Annotated in this window: 12 protein-coding genes; 3 read left to right on the forward strand and 9 right to left on the reverse strand. The window is 60.0% G+C overall.

Annotated features, from left to right (window positions below; all coding sequences use genetic code 11):
* Positions 1 to 95 precede the first annotated feature (95 nt).
* Positions 96 to 1,673, forward strand: a complete 1,578-nt coding sequence (locus CRX69_RS22110) for a lactate dehydrogenase (protein WP_240539571.1) — start codon at positions 96 to 98, stop codon at positions 1,671 to 1,673.
* On the opposite strand, the gene CRX69_RS22115 is transcribed toward CRX69_RS22110, so the two are convergent.
* The 9 genes from CRX69_RS22115 to urtA form a co-directional block, all read right to left on the reverse strand.
* Complete coding sequence (locus CRX69_RS22115; protein ID WP_047229354.1) at positions 1,618 to 2,724, reverse strand: AAA family ATPase; 1,107 nt, start codon at positions 2,722 to 2,724, stop codon at positions 1,618 to 1,620. The genes CRX69_RS22110 and CRX69_RS22115 overlap by 56 nt on opposite strands.
* 3 nt (positions 2,725 to 2,727) lie before the next feature.
* Positions 2,728 to 3,771 (reverse strand): aliphatic amidase, encoded by a 1,044-nt coding sequence (locus tag CRX69_RS22120; protein ID WP_047229353.1) that lies wholly within the window; start codon positions 3,769 to 3,771, stop codon positions 2,728 to 2,730.
* A gap of 14 nt (positions 3,772 to 3,785) precedes the next feature.
* A complete protein-coding gene (locus tag CRX69_RS22125) occupies positions 3,786 to 4,133 on the reverse strand; it encodes an FmdB family zinc ribbon protein (protein WP_047229352.1) in 348 nt (115 codons plus the stop codon).
* A gap of 36 nt (positions 4,134 to 4,169) precedes the next feature.
* Positions 4,170 to 5,399 carry a formamidase gene (fmdA, locus tag CRX69_RS22130; protein WP_047229351.1) on the reverse strand — a complete coding sequence of 410 codons (1,230 nt, stop codon included), beginning with the start codon at positions 5,397 to 5,399 and terminating at the stop codon, positions 4,170 to 4,172.
* Between the two features lie 155 nt (positions 5,400 to 5,554).
* Positions 5,555 to 6,244, reverse strand: coding sequence for an urea ABC transporter ATP-binding subunit UrtE (gene urtE / locus CRX69_RS22135; RefSeq protein ID WP_047229350.1), 690 nt, complete (start codon positions 6,242 to 6,244; stop codon positions 5,555 to 5,557).
* A 10-nt stretch (positions 6,245 to 6,254) separates the two neighbouring features.
* The gene (urtD, locus tag CRX69_RS22140) at positions 6,255 to 7,013 is read right to left on the reverse strand and encodes an urea ABC transporter ATP-binding protein UrtD (RefSeq protein WP_047229349.1); all 759 of its coding nucleotides are present in this window, start codon (positions 7,011 to 7,013) and stop codon (positions 6,255 to 6,257) included.
* Positions 7,010 to 8,197 (reverse strand): urea ABC transporter permease subunit UrtC, encoded by a 1,188-nt coding sequence (urtC, locus tag CRX69_RS22145; protein WP_047229348.1) that lies wholly within the window; start codon positions 8,195 to 8,197, stop codon positions 7,010 to 7,012. The genes urtD and urtC overlap by 4 nt, the downstream gene beginning before the upstream one ends.
* A gap of 10 nt (positions 8,198 to 8,207) precedes the next feature.
* Positions 8,208 to 9,125: an urea ABC transporter permease subunit UrtB gene (gene urtB / locus CRX69_RS22150; RefSeq protein ID WP_047229347.1), complete on the reverse strand. Its 918-nt coding sequence runs from the start codon at positions 9,123 to 9,125 to the stop codon at positions 8,208 to 8,210.
* Positions 9,126 to 9,236: 111 nt separating this feature from the next.
* A complete protein-coding gene (gene urtA / locus CRX69_RS22155; protein ID WP_047229346.1) occupies positions 9,237 to 10,481 on the reverse strand; it encodes an urea ABC transporter substrate-binding protein in 1,245 nt (414 codons plus the stop codon).
* 320 nt (positions 10,482 to 10,801) lie between these two features.
* Here urtA and CRX69_RS22160 point away from each other — a divergent pair, with 320 nt between their 5' ends.
* Both CRX69_RS22160 and CRX69_RS22165 read left to right on the forward strand, forming a co-directional pair.
* The gene (locus CRX69_RS22160) at positions 10,802 to 14,194 is read left to right on the forward strand and encodes an ATP-binding protein (RefSeq protein WP_107322868.1); all 3,393 of its coding nucleotides are present in this window, start codon (positions 10,802 to 10,804) and stop codon (positions 14,192 to 14,194) included.
* Complete coding sequence (locus CRX69_RS22165) at positions 14,169 to 14,861, forward strand: response regulator (RefSeq protein ID WP_047229344.1); 693 nt, start codon at positions 14,169 to 14,171, stop codon at positions 14,859 to 14,861. The genes CRX69_RS22160 and CRX69_RS22165 overlap by 26 nt, the downstream gene beginning before the upstream one ends.
* Positions 14,862 to 14,982 lie beyond the last annotated feature (121 nt).

Here is a 14,982-nt window from a genome sequence, read left to right on the forward strand (position 1 = left end):
ATAGCTCTTTGCCATTTATTTCACCCACCCCGCTTTCAATCGGGTGGTGTATTCACTACATTGAGTGCAACTCTGCTCTGTTGACACGGACTGTCATGACTACCCTATCCTCGATCACTTCCGCCATTCCCCTCCAGACTCGCTCCGCTGTCGCGGCATCGCCTGCAACAGCGATAGACAGTGCTGATGTCTTCCCGGCTCGACCGTCGGCAATCGTCAGCCTGGGCAGCCCGGTGGTCGATGTTGAATCACAGACCTATACCCGCCTCGGGCAACTGCCTGGCCAGGAGAATGTTCGTGTTTGGGAAAAGGAAGGTCAGGACGCTATCACCAACATCATGGGAACCAACCCCAGATCGCTGTCGATAGCCAACCGCTTTCACCGCCTGGGTGCGGTCTTGGTGGAGCAGTTCGCCAAGAATGGTTCGAGCATTTCCCAGTCAGTGCTCCATACCACCACGGACAGGGCTTACGACGTCGCCGGGATAAAATCCGAACAGACGCTACTGCACAATAAAGCCGACAACCTGATCAGTCTCAGCATCAAGACCGCCAGCGGCAAGACGGTCACCTTCAGCCTGACAAGCCAGGACGATGGTCTTGGCGTCCAGGCTACCGTGAATGGTGGCCCGCTGAGCGAGGAGGAACTCAAGGCGATTGGCGCTCTGAGCAGTGCCTTTCAGGCGGCTGTCGACGGGTTGACCGCCGAGCCACCCAAGCTCGACCTGAGCAAGCTGACGCAGTTTGACTCCAGCGTATTGGCATCCATTGACCTGAACGCCAAGCTTAAGGGCGTGGACGGTGAAGATCTGACCCTCGCCTTTAGCGCCGACAACCAACGCCGCACCACGCAAATGAGCGGTCCGGAGGGCAAACTGAACCTGAGCGTTGACCTGAAGAACAGCGCAATCCTGGGCGATGCCAAGCAACAGGCCAACGCACTGAACAGCTACCTTGCCCAGTTTGACCGAGTGCAGGAGCGTGGCAACGCCAAGGCGGCCCTGATGGAGATGTTCAAGGATGCGTTCAGCGCCATGAACAGCCACTACCCAGAGGGCATTACCCTACCTGACCGATTGACCCGTAATGCGGCGGACAAAGGCCTATTGACCGGACTGGCAGACTTCGAGGCGTCCATCACTCAGACTAACAAGGCGTCCAACCCGATGCACCTGTCTGAACTCGATAGCTTTGCCTATACCCTCTCGCAAAAGACTGTCGTCGCAGGCTCCATCATGCGTGACCGCAAGATCGATCAAACCCAGCAATCGAGTCTATCGGCCAGCTTTCACAAAAGCCTGAAGGGCGGGAAAGCACCTGCGCTGGGCAAAGATTACGAATCGCAGAACTATCTCTACGTACAAGTGAATGACAAGGCCAGCAGCTCGGCCAGCCTCGCCTACAAGGATGGCCGACTGACCAAAGCCTCCGTCACGCAACACGCCAGCCAGGACACACGGACACAGAAGTACGTCACGGGCAAACTGATTGAAGAGACCGTGGTGCCGAAGGAAGCTTCAGCCAGCCGCAGTCACTTGGTATTGCTGGAGTACGCCGCCAAGGAGAGCAAGAAATCCAAGGATGCGCAGGAGCAATCCTTACTCAAGGAAGCACTGGCTACCCTCCACAGTTCGGTGATGTTGCAGGAAAATCCTTTGGCGTTGATGCGTTGAACACAGTGCTTTGCGCTGGAACAACCGTGAGCCGGTTTGATTCGACCGTCGCAGTCATCTGCATTGCCTGCGGATGAGCCAGCATACACTCAGCGATCGCAGGCTCCAGCTCAACCCGCACTCGCCTTGTCAGAGCCCGAGCACCAAAGCGTGGGTCATGCTTTCGGCACAGCCAGTCGCTTGCCGCAACGTCCAGGACCAGCGTACGACGATGCTGACCGAGACGTTGGTTGAGTTTGTTCAGTTCGATCTGCAACAACGCTTCCAGCCATTGGGTTTCGATGCGCTGGAAAACCAGGATGCGATCAATACGGTTTAGAAATTCCGGTTCGAACCACGCGTGCAGCGCTTGCTCCAACATAGCCTGCTCACCTTGTGGGGCGATGCCGAGCCAGCGCCGCCAGCCGCGTGAAAAACGTTCCCTGTAGGTGGTCGCTTGCCGGGCTCCAATGTTGCTGGTCATGAAGATCAGGCTATTGCGAAAATCCAGCGTTCGGCTACCGCCCGCCAAGGTCAGTTGGCCGTTCTCAAGAATGCCCAACAAGCTGCGCACCACTTCCTTGCTGGCCTTTTCCAGTTCATCGAACAGCACGATGCCTGGGCGACTGTAGGTACCTTGAATCAATTCGCTATTGAACAGACTGACGCCCTCTTTACTCCCCACATAACCAGGTGGCGCTCCGGTGAGCGCCGCCGAGTAATGCTCCTGGGCCAGGGTGTGCATGTCGATGCGACAAAAAGCATCGGAGCGACCGTGTATGGCCAGTGCCAGCAGACGGACGATTTCGGTCTTGCCGACACCGGTCGGCCCCATGAACAGGTTCACCGTCAACGGCCTCTCACGTTCACCAATATCGACCTTAACCACGTTTAGCAACGCCTCGACCGCGCTCATGGCTTGTTCCTGGCCGACAATTCGACTGCGCAACAACGCCATGACCTGAGCGGGATTGAAGACGAAGCGTGAGGTCAACAAATCTGCTGCCGGTGATGCGTTGGTCAGGCTAGGCTGTGGGTGGTTTGGGTCGATGCGATCATTCACGAAAGGCATGGTTTAGCCTGCGTGTTTTTCTTTACCGTCGTGGGGAATCTCTCCCACCGGGCAATGAGCCACGCCGACGGTGCGACGGGTAAGTTTTTCGACGTTTTCCTGGGCTTTCTGCGCATCCAGTACCCAGGTGCGGTAAAAGTCGAACGGGCAGTCAGCCACTCCCTTGTCGCCGTCCCCGGAGTTATAGACCCCGGTGTAACCGCGATGCAGCAGCTTGAACAAATGATTCTGTGATTGGTCGTTCGCTCGCGCATCGCGGATTTGCGAAACGGATAATTGTGCGTACTGAATGCCCATTTCCTCTTCACCGCATTCGCCCAGAGTGCGACCGTCGAAGCCAATGATCGCCGAGTGACCAAAGTAGGAGTAAACCCCATCGAAGCCGGCGGCATTGGCCACTGCCACATAACAATTATTGGCCCAGGCCATGCTTTTGGACATCATCACCTGCTGCTCTTTGGCCGGGTACATATAGCCCTGGCAGCGGACGATCAACTCCGCCCCTTTCATTGCACAGTCGCGCCAGATCTCCGGGTAGTTACCGTCATCACAAATGATCAAGCTGATCTGCAAGCCCTTCGGCCCCTCGCAGACATAGGTCCGATCACCCGGATACCAGCCTTCTATGGGGCACCAGGGAATGCACTTGCGATACTTCTGGACGATTTCGCCCTGGTTATTGATCAACACCAACGTGTTGTACGGGGCTTTGTGAGGGTGTTCCTCATGCCGCTCACCGGTCAGGGAAAACACCCCCCACGTGTCTGCCGCACGGCACGCGGCGGAAAAGATCGCAGTCTCTTCGCCTGGAATGCTGGCGGCAGTCGCCATCATCTCATCGTGGTCGTACATGATGCCCATGGTGCTGTATTCAGGAAACACCACCAGGTCCATGCCGGGGAGACCGCTTTTCATACCAGTGATGATGTCGGCAATCTTGCGGGCGTTTTCAATGACCTCGGCTTTTGTATGCAGCCGCGGCATTTTGTAATTGACGACCGCGACACCCACGGTATCCGGGCTGCTGGAAATATCACCATGACGCATGAAATTTACCTCTGTTAATGGCTGATCATCCAAGGTCTGGAGCCGGTTTTACTCTTGAGCCCCTGAGGATTGGCTTTGGTCGGGGCCAGCGGTTTGCTCGGTGCGCAACAACTGCACCCACTGGGGTGACGACGGTTCTGCTGGTACTCACCAAGGGTCTGCGGTGAGTGGGCACTTCGCTCGTTGGTCGCCATGGCCTGGCGTTGACTGCTCGACAACGTCGTCAGCGCCGGCGCAGACAACAGCAACGGCCCTCCTGGGCCCGCGCAAAACGGGCACTGGCACGGCTCGTGCCGTTGGGCCATAGGCCGCAACATTGTGAAACAGCCACAGGTTTGGCATTCGTACTCATAGGTCGGCATGGCGCTCTCCGGACATTGATCGGGCTCGGGCGTGTCTCACAGGTCCGGGGCGATCGGCAGATCGATACTGCCGTCGAGGTGTTTGATGGGGCCGTTGGCGTTGGGGTTGATGTCGAACTCGAAGATTTCGGTGGGTAACCAGAGCGTCGCGCAGGCGTTGGGGATGTCGACCACGCCGCTGATATGCCCTTGCACCGGCGCAGAACCCAACAGTGCATAGCCCTGGGCGGGCGAATAACCAAACTTGGTCAAGTAGTTGATCGCATTCAGGCAGGCCTGGCGGTACGCGATATTGACGTCCAGGTAGTGCTGCTTGCCGGCTTCATCCACCGAGATACCTTCAAAGATCAGGTAGTTCTGGTAGGTCGGGATAATCGGGCTGGGTTTGAACACCGGGTTCTTGATTGCGTACTTGGCCATGCCGCCCTTGATCAGCTCGACTTTCATATGCACCCAGCCGGCCATCTCGATTGCACCGCAAAAAGTGATCTCGCCGTCGCCCTGACTGAAGTGCAGGTCTCCCACCGACAACCCGGCGCCGTTGACGTAGACCGGGAAGAAAATCTTCGAGCCCCGGGACAGGTCCTTGATATCGCAGTTACCACCATGTTCACGCGGCGGCACGGTGCGTGCGCCGGTGGCCGCGGCATCATCCCGGGCCTGGCCTTTGAGCTTGCCCATGTGCGCGGTGGCGGCCAGCGGGGCGTTGGCCAAGGGCGGCACGCGGGTCGGGTTGGTATCGATCAGCTCCTGCTCACGGCGGTTCCAGTCGGCGAGCATTACCGGGTCGGGCAGGCAACCGATCAATCCGGGGTGGATCAGGCCGGCAAAGTTGACCCCGGGAATGTGCCGCGAGCTGGTGAACATGCCTTTGAAATCCCAGATGGCTTTCTGTGCGCTGGGAAAGTGATCCGTGAGGAATCCGCCGCCGTTCTGCCGCGAGAAGAAACCGTTGAAGCCCCACATGGATTCGGCCTTGGCACCGATGTCCAACAGGTCGACCACCAGCAGATCCCCCGGCTCGGCGCCATGCACGCCCACTGGACCGGACAGGTAGTGCACGGTGGACAGGTCGACGTCACGCACATCCGAGGCGTCGTCGTTGTTCTTGATCGCGCCGGCGGTCCAATCGTAAGTCTCAAGAATAAAGTCATCCCCTGGCTTGACCCAGCAAGCCATGGGAATGTCCGGATGCCAGCGGTTATGGATCTGTTCGTTCTCGGTGGCGGGCTGGTTGAGGTCGACTTTGATCAAGGTATCGGTCATGGCGAAGCTCCTGAACATTGGGGGTGTACCGCGTTGGAACCAGTCTCGAATGGCGGCCCGAATCGGCCAATACGTTGGATGACGTACCCCTGTAGGAGCTGGCTTGCCAGCTGCAACAAAGGGGGCCGATAAACCATCGCGCCGCCCGGCCGCACCTACACAGAGAGGTAGCGACTGATGGTGGCTTCGTCGACCTTGTCCCGGGTCTCTTCAATCACGAAGCGGCCCTTCTCGATCACCAGGAAGCGGTCGGCGATTTCCAGGGTGAATGACAGCACCTGCTCGGAGACCACAATGGTCAGGTCGCGCAGGTTGCGGATCTCTTTCAAAGTGCGGGCGATGTCCTTGATGATCGACGGCTGGATGCCTTCGGTAGGTTCATCGAGCAACAACACCTTGGGATTGGTCGCCAGCGCCCGGGCGATGGCCAGTTGCTGCTGTTGCCCGCCCGAGAGATTGCCGCCCTTGCGCGAGCGCATGTCGTGAAGCACCGGAAACAACGCATAAAGATCTTCGGGGACCTGGCCCCGGGCCGATGCTGGCAGGCCGGTCTGAATATTTTCCAACACCGTCATGCTGGGGAAAATCATCCTCCCCTGGGGCACATAGGCGATGCCGAGTTCCACCCGCTCGTGGGTTTCCAGGTTCGAGACCTCCTGGCCATCGATGCTGACCTGCCCCCGCCACTGCGGAAGGATGCCCATCAAACTCTTGAACAGCGTGGTCTTGCCCATACCGTTGCGTCCCATCACGGCGACGATTTCGCGTTTGGCCACGGCCAGGTCGAGGTCGTGGAGGATCTGGCTCTGGCCGTAACCACAGGACAGCTTGTCTACGTTGAACATGCCTGCTTCCTCAATGGCCTAAATAGACTTCGATGACTTTCGGGTTGCTCTGCACCGACTCCATGCTGCCCTCGGCCAGGACCTTGCCCTGGTGCAGCACCGTGACCTTATGGGCGATGCTCTTGACGAATTCCATGTCGTGTTCGATCACCAGCACCGAGCGTCCCTGGCTGATGCGCTTGAGCAGTTCTGCGGTCTGGACGCGTTCGTTGACGCTCATCCCGGCGACGGGTTCATCGAGCATCAACAGGTCAGGGTTCTGCATCAGCAGCATGCCGATCTCCAGCCACTGCTTCTGGCCGTGGGACAGCAGGTCGGCCTGTTGCTGCAACAGCTCACCGAGAAAAATCTCCCGCGCCACCTCTTCAACCCGGGCAATCACTGCGGCACTGCGTTTGAAGAACAACGCGCCCAACACCTTGCGCCCCGCCGGGTAGGACATCTCCAGGTTCTCGAACACCGTGAGGTTTTCGTAGATCGACGGGTTTTGGAATTTGCGCCCGACACCGGCACGGACAATGTTGTACTCGCGCATCTTGGTCAGCTCCTGACCATCGAACTGAATGCTGCCGCTGGTGGCGCGGGTCTTGCCGCAGATCAGGTCGAGCACCGTGGTCTTGCCTGCGCCGTTGGGCCCGATTACCACCCGCACTTCATTGCGGTCGATGTACAGGTTGAGGTTGTCCACGGCCTTGAAACCGTCGAATGACACCGTCAGCCCCTCGATAACCAGCACCGGCTTGTTCATTTGAAAACCCACGGCGGTCATGGCTGCGTCTCCAGCGAAGGACGTTCAGGAGCCGAGGCTGGCGGCGCGGTGCGCGGCGCCTCTGGCAGGGGTTCGGCAACGGCAGCTTGCTGCGAGGGACGCCGCAATAGACGGCCAAGGGTCTGGCGGCCATGGCTGTCCCAGAGTCCGGCCAAGCCATTGGGGAAGTACATGACCACGGCAATGAACAGCCCGCCCATCAGGTACAGCCATAATTCGGGGAACGACTCGGAGAAATAGGTCTTGCCGTAGTTCACCAGTAAGGCCCCATACACCGCGCCGAGCAGCGACATGCGCCCGCCGACAGCGGCAAAGATCACCATCTCGATGGACGGCACGATGCCGACGAACGAAGGCGACATGAAGCCCACCTGCAAGGCGAACATGGCGCCGCCAATGGCCGAGAAGGCGGCGGCGATGCAGAACACGAAAATCTTGAAACTGGCTACGTCATAACCAGAGAAACGCACCCGTTCCTCTCTATCGCGCATCGCCATCAGCAGCCGCCCGAGCTTCGACGCGAGGACGAAACGGCCGATGAAAATGCAGCCGAACAACAAGGCCGCGTTGATGAAGTACAGCAGCAGCTTGGCGCTGTCGCTGCGCAGGTCCCAGCCGAGCAGAGTCTTGAGATCGGTGATGCCGTTGACCCCGCCGGTCAGGCCCTGCTGGCCGACGATCAGCACCGTGAGAATCAGCGCGATGGCCTGGCTGACGATAGAGAAATAAACATCCCCCACCCGCCGCTTGAACAGCGCCATGCCAATGATGAAGGCCAGCACCACCGGCACCAGGATCACCGCTAGCAGGGTGAAGCTGAAACTGTGGAACGGCACCCAGAGCCACGGCAGTTCGGTGATCTGGTTCCAGTCCATGAAATCCGGAATGCCCGGCGTCGACTGGATTTTGGTGCTCTGCGGGTCGGAGGCTTCGAGCTTGAGAAACATCGCCATGCAGTAGCCGCCGACGCCGAAGAACACCCCTTGCCCGAGGCTGAGAATGCCGCCATAGCCCCAACATAACACCAGGCCGACAGCGACGAAGGCATAGGTCAGGTACTTGCCCACCATGTTCAGGCGAAAGGCATCCAGGGTCAGCGGGAAGACCACGAAGATCAGCAGCGCCAACAGGGCCACGCCCAACAGGTTCTGCTTGCCCGCCAGCATCTTGTCTAAAAGCTTCATTGGCTCGCCTCTACTTGCGCACTTTGATGGAGAACAACCCTTGAGGGCGCAACATCAGGATCAGAATCACCCCGGACAGGGTCAGCACCTTGGCCATCGAACCACTGAGGAAAAACTCCGAAATCGATTGGGTCTGGGCAATGACGAACGCCGACGCAATGGTGCCGAACAGGCTTTGTGCGCCGCCGAAGACCACCACCAGGAAGGTGTCGACGATGTACTGCGAGCCCGCGGTGGGACCGGTGGAGCCGATGGTGGTAAAGGCCGCGCCGGCCACCCCCGCGACACCACAACCGAGGGCAAAGGTCATTCGGTCGACCTTGCGTGTATTGATGCCCACGGCTCGGCTCATCAGTCGGTTTTGCACCGTGGCCCGCACTTGCAGGCCCCAGCGTGAGCGGTAGAGCAAGAGAAAAATGGCCCCGGTGAGCAGCAGGGTCAGGGCCATCATGAACAGACCGTTGCGCGGGATCTCGATGGACTCAGTGAAGTTGAACGAGCCCATCAGCCACTCCGGCGGCGTCGCGCTGACTTCACGGGCACCGAACACCGAACGGAAGGTCTGCTGCATCACCAGGGACAGCCCCCAGGTCGCCAGCAATGTATCCAGTGGACGCTTGTAGAGCCGACTGATCATCGCCCACTCCACCAGCCAGCCGATGGCCCCGGCCATCAGGAACGACAGGGCGATGGCAATAAAAAAATAATAGGGTTGAAACCACGGGGCGAAATGACTGGTCAGGCTCGAGCAGACATAGGTGGTGTAGGCGCCGATCGTGAGGAACTCGCCGTGGGCCATGTTGATGACCCCCATCTGGCCGAAAATGATCGCCAACCCCAATGCCATCAACAGCAGCACGCAGAACACGGACAAGCCGTTGAACCCCTGCATCGCCGCGATGGCACCAAATTCCGATAGCCATTCCATGATGATGGACTCCTGCTTGGAGGGAGGATGTGGAGAAACGATGGAGCTCCATCGCCGGCAAGCCAGCTCCTACAAAGTGTTGGAGTCGGCTTGCCGCGATAGGCCCGGACCTTACTGATAGCCTTTAGGAAACGGATTCGGTTCGATCAGATCGGACTCGTACACCACTTTGAACTGGCCATCGGGTTGCACTTCACCGATGCGGGTCTTGCTCCACAGGTGATGGTTTTCATGCACTTTGACGTAGCCTTCAGGCGCGGTTTTCAACTCGATGCCCGGCGAGGCTGCAACCACTTTGTCGATATCGAAGCTGCCGGCTTTCTCCACCGCAGCCTTCCACAGCCATGGGCCCAGATACGCAGCCTGGGTCACGTCGCCGATCACCGAATCCTTGCCGTACTTGGCCTTGAAAGCGTCGACGAAGGCTTTGTTGTTGGGGTTGTCCAGGCTCTGGAAGTACTTCATCGAGGCGTAGAAGCCGGCCATGTTTTCGCCGCCGATGCCCAGCAATTCATCCTCGGTCACCGACAGGGTGAGCAAGGTCTGCTTGGCCGAATTGACGCCCGCCGCATTGAGTTGTTTGTAGAAGGCCACGTTGGAGCCACCTACCACGGCGGCGAACACAACGTCGGGCTTCTTCAGCTTGACTTTGTTGATCAGCGAGCCGAACTGGGTGTTGCCCAGCGGGTAGTAGTCTTCGCCGACCACGGTGCCGTGCAGCACGTTTTCAATGTGTTTGCGCGCAATCTTCATCGAGGTGCGTGGCCAGATATAGTCCGACCCCACCAGGTAGAAGGTTTTGGCGCCTTTGGTCTTGGCGATCCAGTCGAGGCTGGCGAGGATTTGCTGGGTGGCTTCCTGGCCGGTGTAGATCACGTTCTTCGACTGCTCCAGCCCCTCGTAGAAAGTCGGGTAGTAGAGCAGGCCATTTTCTTTCTCGAAAATCGGCAGCACAGCCTTGCGCGAGGCCGAGGTCCAGCAACCGAACACCGTTGCCACCTTGTCGTTGACCAAAAGCTTCTTGGCCTTCTCGGCGAAGGTCGGCCAGTCGGAGGCGCCGTCTTCCTGGATCACCTTGATCTGCCGACCGAGGATGCCGCCTGAAGCGTTGATCTGCTCGATGGCCAGGCGTTCGGCCTGGATCGAGCCGGTCTCGGAAATCGCCATGGTGCCGGTAGCCGAGTGCAACTGGCCGACCGTGACCTCAGTGGCGGTCACCGCCAGGCCGGTGCTGTTGGCCTCGTCCGCCCATACACCCTGGCTGAACACACTGGCAGCCAATAACGACAGGGCCGCCGCCCCCAGAGCCAGGCGGCGCGGCAACAGGCCTTTAGTGCGGATCAATCGTGGTTCCATGCTGCTACTCCTCTGCGGTGACGCTGACAGCTCGCCTTGAGGCGGCCGGCAACGGTGGTGGCATCAGCATGGCGGCGCGGATCGGTGACGGGTATACGCAGCCTGACGTAAGCGCATACGTCATTTGACGTAGGGAAAAATGCACCAAGGCGGCGCAGGCTATCGCCCCAGGCCCCGCCTGAACGGCATTGCGCGGACGCGTGCGCAGGCAACAGCTGGCGCGGCAAGACGGCGTGGTGCAGGGCATGAAAATTGCTCGGCTATCCGCCACGGGCACACCCGACAGGCACGGAGCGCCTTGACCCCAGGAGTCTTTCGCCGTGCTTCCACCTGGCACCCAGCGCATCGCCAAGATCCGTCGCGACTACAACAGTTGGGTCGCCGACGAAACCATGGAAGACTACGCCCTGCGTTACACACCAAAGTCCTTCCGCAAGTGGTCGGAGCTGCGCATTGCCAACACCGCCCTGGGAGCGGTGTCGTTCCTGGCCCTGGAGGCGATTGGCGGGGTATTGGCCCTGAGCTACGGCTTCACCAACACCTTCTGGGCGATCCTCGCCGTGAGCCTGATCATCTTCCTCACCGGCCTGCCCGTCAGCTACTACGCCGCCCGCTACGGCGTCGATATGGACCTGTTGACCCGCGGTGCCGGCTTCGGCTACATCGGCTCGACCATCACCTCGCTGATCTACGCCAGCTTCACCTTTCTGTTCTTCGCCCTGGAAGCAGCGATCATGGCCCTGGCCTTGGAGCTGTACTTCCATATCCCATTGGCCTTTGCCTATGTGATCTGCTCTGTGCTGGTGATCCCCCTGGTGGCCTATGGGGTGACCCTGATCAGCCGCCTGCAACTCTGGACCCAGCCACTGTGGCTGGTGCTGCTGGTGCTGCCCTATCTGTTTGTGCTGCTGAAAAACCCCGAGGCCTTCAGCGACTGGACCAGTTTCCGGGGCCGTGATGCCAGCGGCGACTTCAATCTGCTGGCGTTTTGCGCAGCCTGTACCGTGGCCCTATCCCTGGTGACGCAGATCGGCGAACAGGTCGACTACCTGCGCTTCCTGCCGGAAAAAACCGCGGCCAACCGCAAGCGCTGGTGGGCCGCCCTGCTCTGCGCCGGCCCCGGCTGGATCCTGCCCGGCGCCCTGAAAATGTTCGCTGGCGCCTTCCTGGCGTTTCTCGCCCTGCAACACGAGATCCCCATCGAGCGCGCTACGGAACCGACCCAGATGTACCTGGTGGCCTTCGGTTATGTGTTCGCCTCGCCGGAATGGGCCCTGGCGGCCATGGTGCTGTTCGTCTTCGTCTCGCAGATGAAGATCAACCTGACCAACGCCTACGCCGGCTCCCTGGCCTGGTCGAACTTTTTCGCCCGGGTCACCCACAGTCACCCCGGCCGCGTAGTTTGGCTGGTGTTCAATGTGGCCATTGCCCTGATGCTGATGGAGTTGGGGGTATTCGACGTCATCGACCAGGTGCTCGGTCTCTACGCCAACATCGCCATCGCCTGGATCGGCTCGGTGGTCGCCGACCTGGTGATCAACAAACCCTTGGGGTTGTCACCGAAGTACATCGAGTTCAAGCGCGCTCACCTCTACGACATCAACCCGGTGGGCGTCGGCTCCATGCTGATCGCCTCGCTGCTGTCGGTCCTCGCCCACTTCGGTCTATTTGGTGCACTGGCCCAGGCCGCTCCGCCCTTCGTCGCCCTCGGCACCTCGCTGGTCATGACCCCGCTGCTGGCCTGGGCCACCCGTAGCCGCTATTACATCGCCCGCACCAGCGATCCGTTACTGCTGCAACCGGTAGCTGCGAGCACGCAGATCACCTGCGGCCTGTGCAGCAACCCATTCGAAACCGCCGACATGGCTTTCTGTCCGGCCTACAGCACGCCCATCTGCTCGCTTTGCTGTTCGCTGGACGCGCGTTGCGGCGATCGCTGCAAACCCCACGGGCGTCTGTCGGCGCAATTCGAAGCGCTGTTGCATTGGTTGTTGCCCAATGCCACGGTGCCACGCCTGCACACCCGGCTAGTCCATTACCTGGGCCTGCTGCTCGCGCTGATCCTGATGCTCAGCGGCGCTCTGGCGCTGATCTATGGCCAGGCCTCCCAGGGGCTGCCCCACTCGCCGCAAGCCCAGGCGACGCTGTACCAGGCATTTTTCCAGGCCTTCCTGACGCTCTCGGTACTGGCGGCCATCCTCGCCTGGTGGGTGGTTCTGACGCGGGAAAGCCGCCGCGTGGCCCAGGAAGAATCGGACCGCCAGACCCTGCTGTTGATGCAGGAAATCGAAGCCCACCGCTTGACCGACCAGGCCCTGCAAGATGCCAAGGAGGCTTCCGAGGCGGCCAACGCGGCCAAGAGTCGCTACGTCACCGGACTGTCTCACGAACTGCGTACGCCGTTGAACAGCATCCTCGGTTTTACCCAGATCCTGCAGCGCGATGCGGCCATGCCGGAGCAGCATCAGGATGCCCTGGCGACCATCCTGCGCAGCGGCTCGCACCTGCTGTCGCTGATCGACGGCCTGCTCGATGTGGCCAAGATCGAGGCCGGCAAATTGCGCCTGGAATCGACGGAAATCCCCTTCCCGGAACTGATCCACGATCTGGAGCTGATGTTCACCCCACAAGCCCGGGACAAAGGGTTGCGCTTTCGCCTGGAGCTGATCGGCAAGATACCGGCGGTAGTGCGGGGCGACGAAAAGCGCGTCCGGCAGATCCTCATTAACTTGTTGGGCAATGCGGTCAACTTCACCGACAGCGGCGAGGTCTGCCTGCGGGTCAGTTACATGCGCGAGACGGCAACCTTCGACATCATCGACACGGGTATCGGCATCGACCCCGAGCACATCGAGCGAATCTTCCAGCCTTTCGAGCGCGGTGATCTGATGCGCCAGGACAAGGGCGTTGGCCTGGGCCTGACCATTACCCGCATGCTCACCTCGCTGATGGGCGGCGAGTTGCAGGTCAAGAGTCAGCAGGACAAGGGCACCTGTTTCCAGGTGCGCCTGTTTCTCTCGCAAGTACGGGTGCCGCAAGCGGTAATCCATGTCGAACACGACATCATCGGCTACCAGGGGCCGCGGCGTCTGGTGCTGGTAGTGGACGACCATGTGGACCATCGCAAGGTCCTCAGCGGCATGCTTACGCCCCTGGGCTTTGAAGTGATCCAGGCCAGCAACGGCCAGGAAGCGATTCGCCAGGTCGCCCTGCGGGGGCCGGACCTGATCCTCATGGACCTGTCGATGCCGACGATGGATGGCTGGGAAACCAGCCGACTGATCCGCCGCAATGCGTTGTCCACAGCACCGATCATCGTGATATCGGCCAATGCCTTTAACGACGAGCGCGAGCGCAGCCTGGCCAGTGCCTGCAACGACTACCTTGCCAAGCCGGTACACACCCCGGAGCTGCTCGAACGGATCCAGCAGCAACTCGACCTGCACTGGCTGCGCCGCGAAAAACCAGCCCCTGCGACATTCCCCGTACCGGGGGTATTGCCCTCACAGCCTGACCTCATCGCCCTCGGCGAACTCAGCGCCATTGGCTACGTACGCGGTCTGCACGAAAAACTTGACGCCATCCAGGCCGAGACGCCAGCCACCGCCCCTTTCATCAGTTCCCTACGCAAGCTGCTGAAAAACTTTCGCCTGGACGAAATCAACCGCGCCCTCAAGGAGGCAGAAGATGAATGTATTGACCACAGTCGCTGAACCCGGTGTCGTGCTGATTGTGGACGACACCCCGGACAACCTCGCCATGCTCTCCGACGCCCTCAACGATGCCGGCTACATGGTCCTGGTGGCCCTCGACGGGCTCAGCGCCCTGAACCGCATCGAACGCCGGCGTCCGGACCTGATCCTGCTGGATGCGATGATGCCGGGCCTGGACGGTTTCGAGACCTGCCGGCGGATCAAGGAGCAACCGGCCAACGCCGATATTCCGGTGCTGTTCATGACCGCGCTGACGGAAAGCAGGCATGTGGTCCAGGGCTTTGAAGTCGGTGGCAGCGACTACGTGACCAAGCCGATCCAGACCGACGAAGTGCTGGCCCGGGTCGCCGCACACCTGCGCACCTCGCGCATCCTGCTGTCGGCCCGAGCGGCGTCACAGCCAGCCGCGCCGAGCCTGGACGACGAGCCGGCGCAGAGGGTGCTGTCGGCACGCTTTCAGCTCACCGGTCGGGAAGTCGAGGTTCTGCGCTGGGTGGCCTGCGGCAAGACCAACCGCGACATCGGCACCATTCTTGATCTGAGCCCACGCACCGTGAACAAACATCTGGAGCATGTGTATGTGAAGTTAGGTGTAGAAACGCGCACAGCAGCGACCTCCGTGGCCTTGTCGGCCATGACCGATTCTCGCAACAGTGTTTCAAGGTAAGCCGCGATAACCAGACGTATTGCTGGATGAGCACTAGCTGGTGGATGAAGCAGGAACGTTGGAAACGGCTCTCGCCAAATTACGTTTGTATCGCGGCAATGTCTTTGATGATGTGCCGACG

This window comes from Pseudomonas rhizophila (assembly GCF_003033885.1).
Lineage (GTDB): Bacteria > Pseudomonadota > Gammaproteobacteria > Pseudomonadales > Pseudomonadaceae > Aquipseudomonas > Aquipseudomonas rhizophila.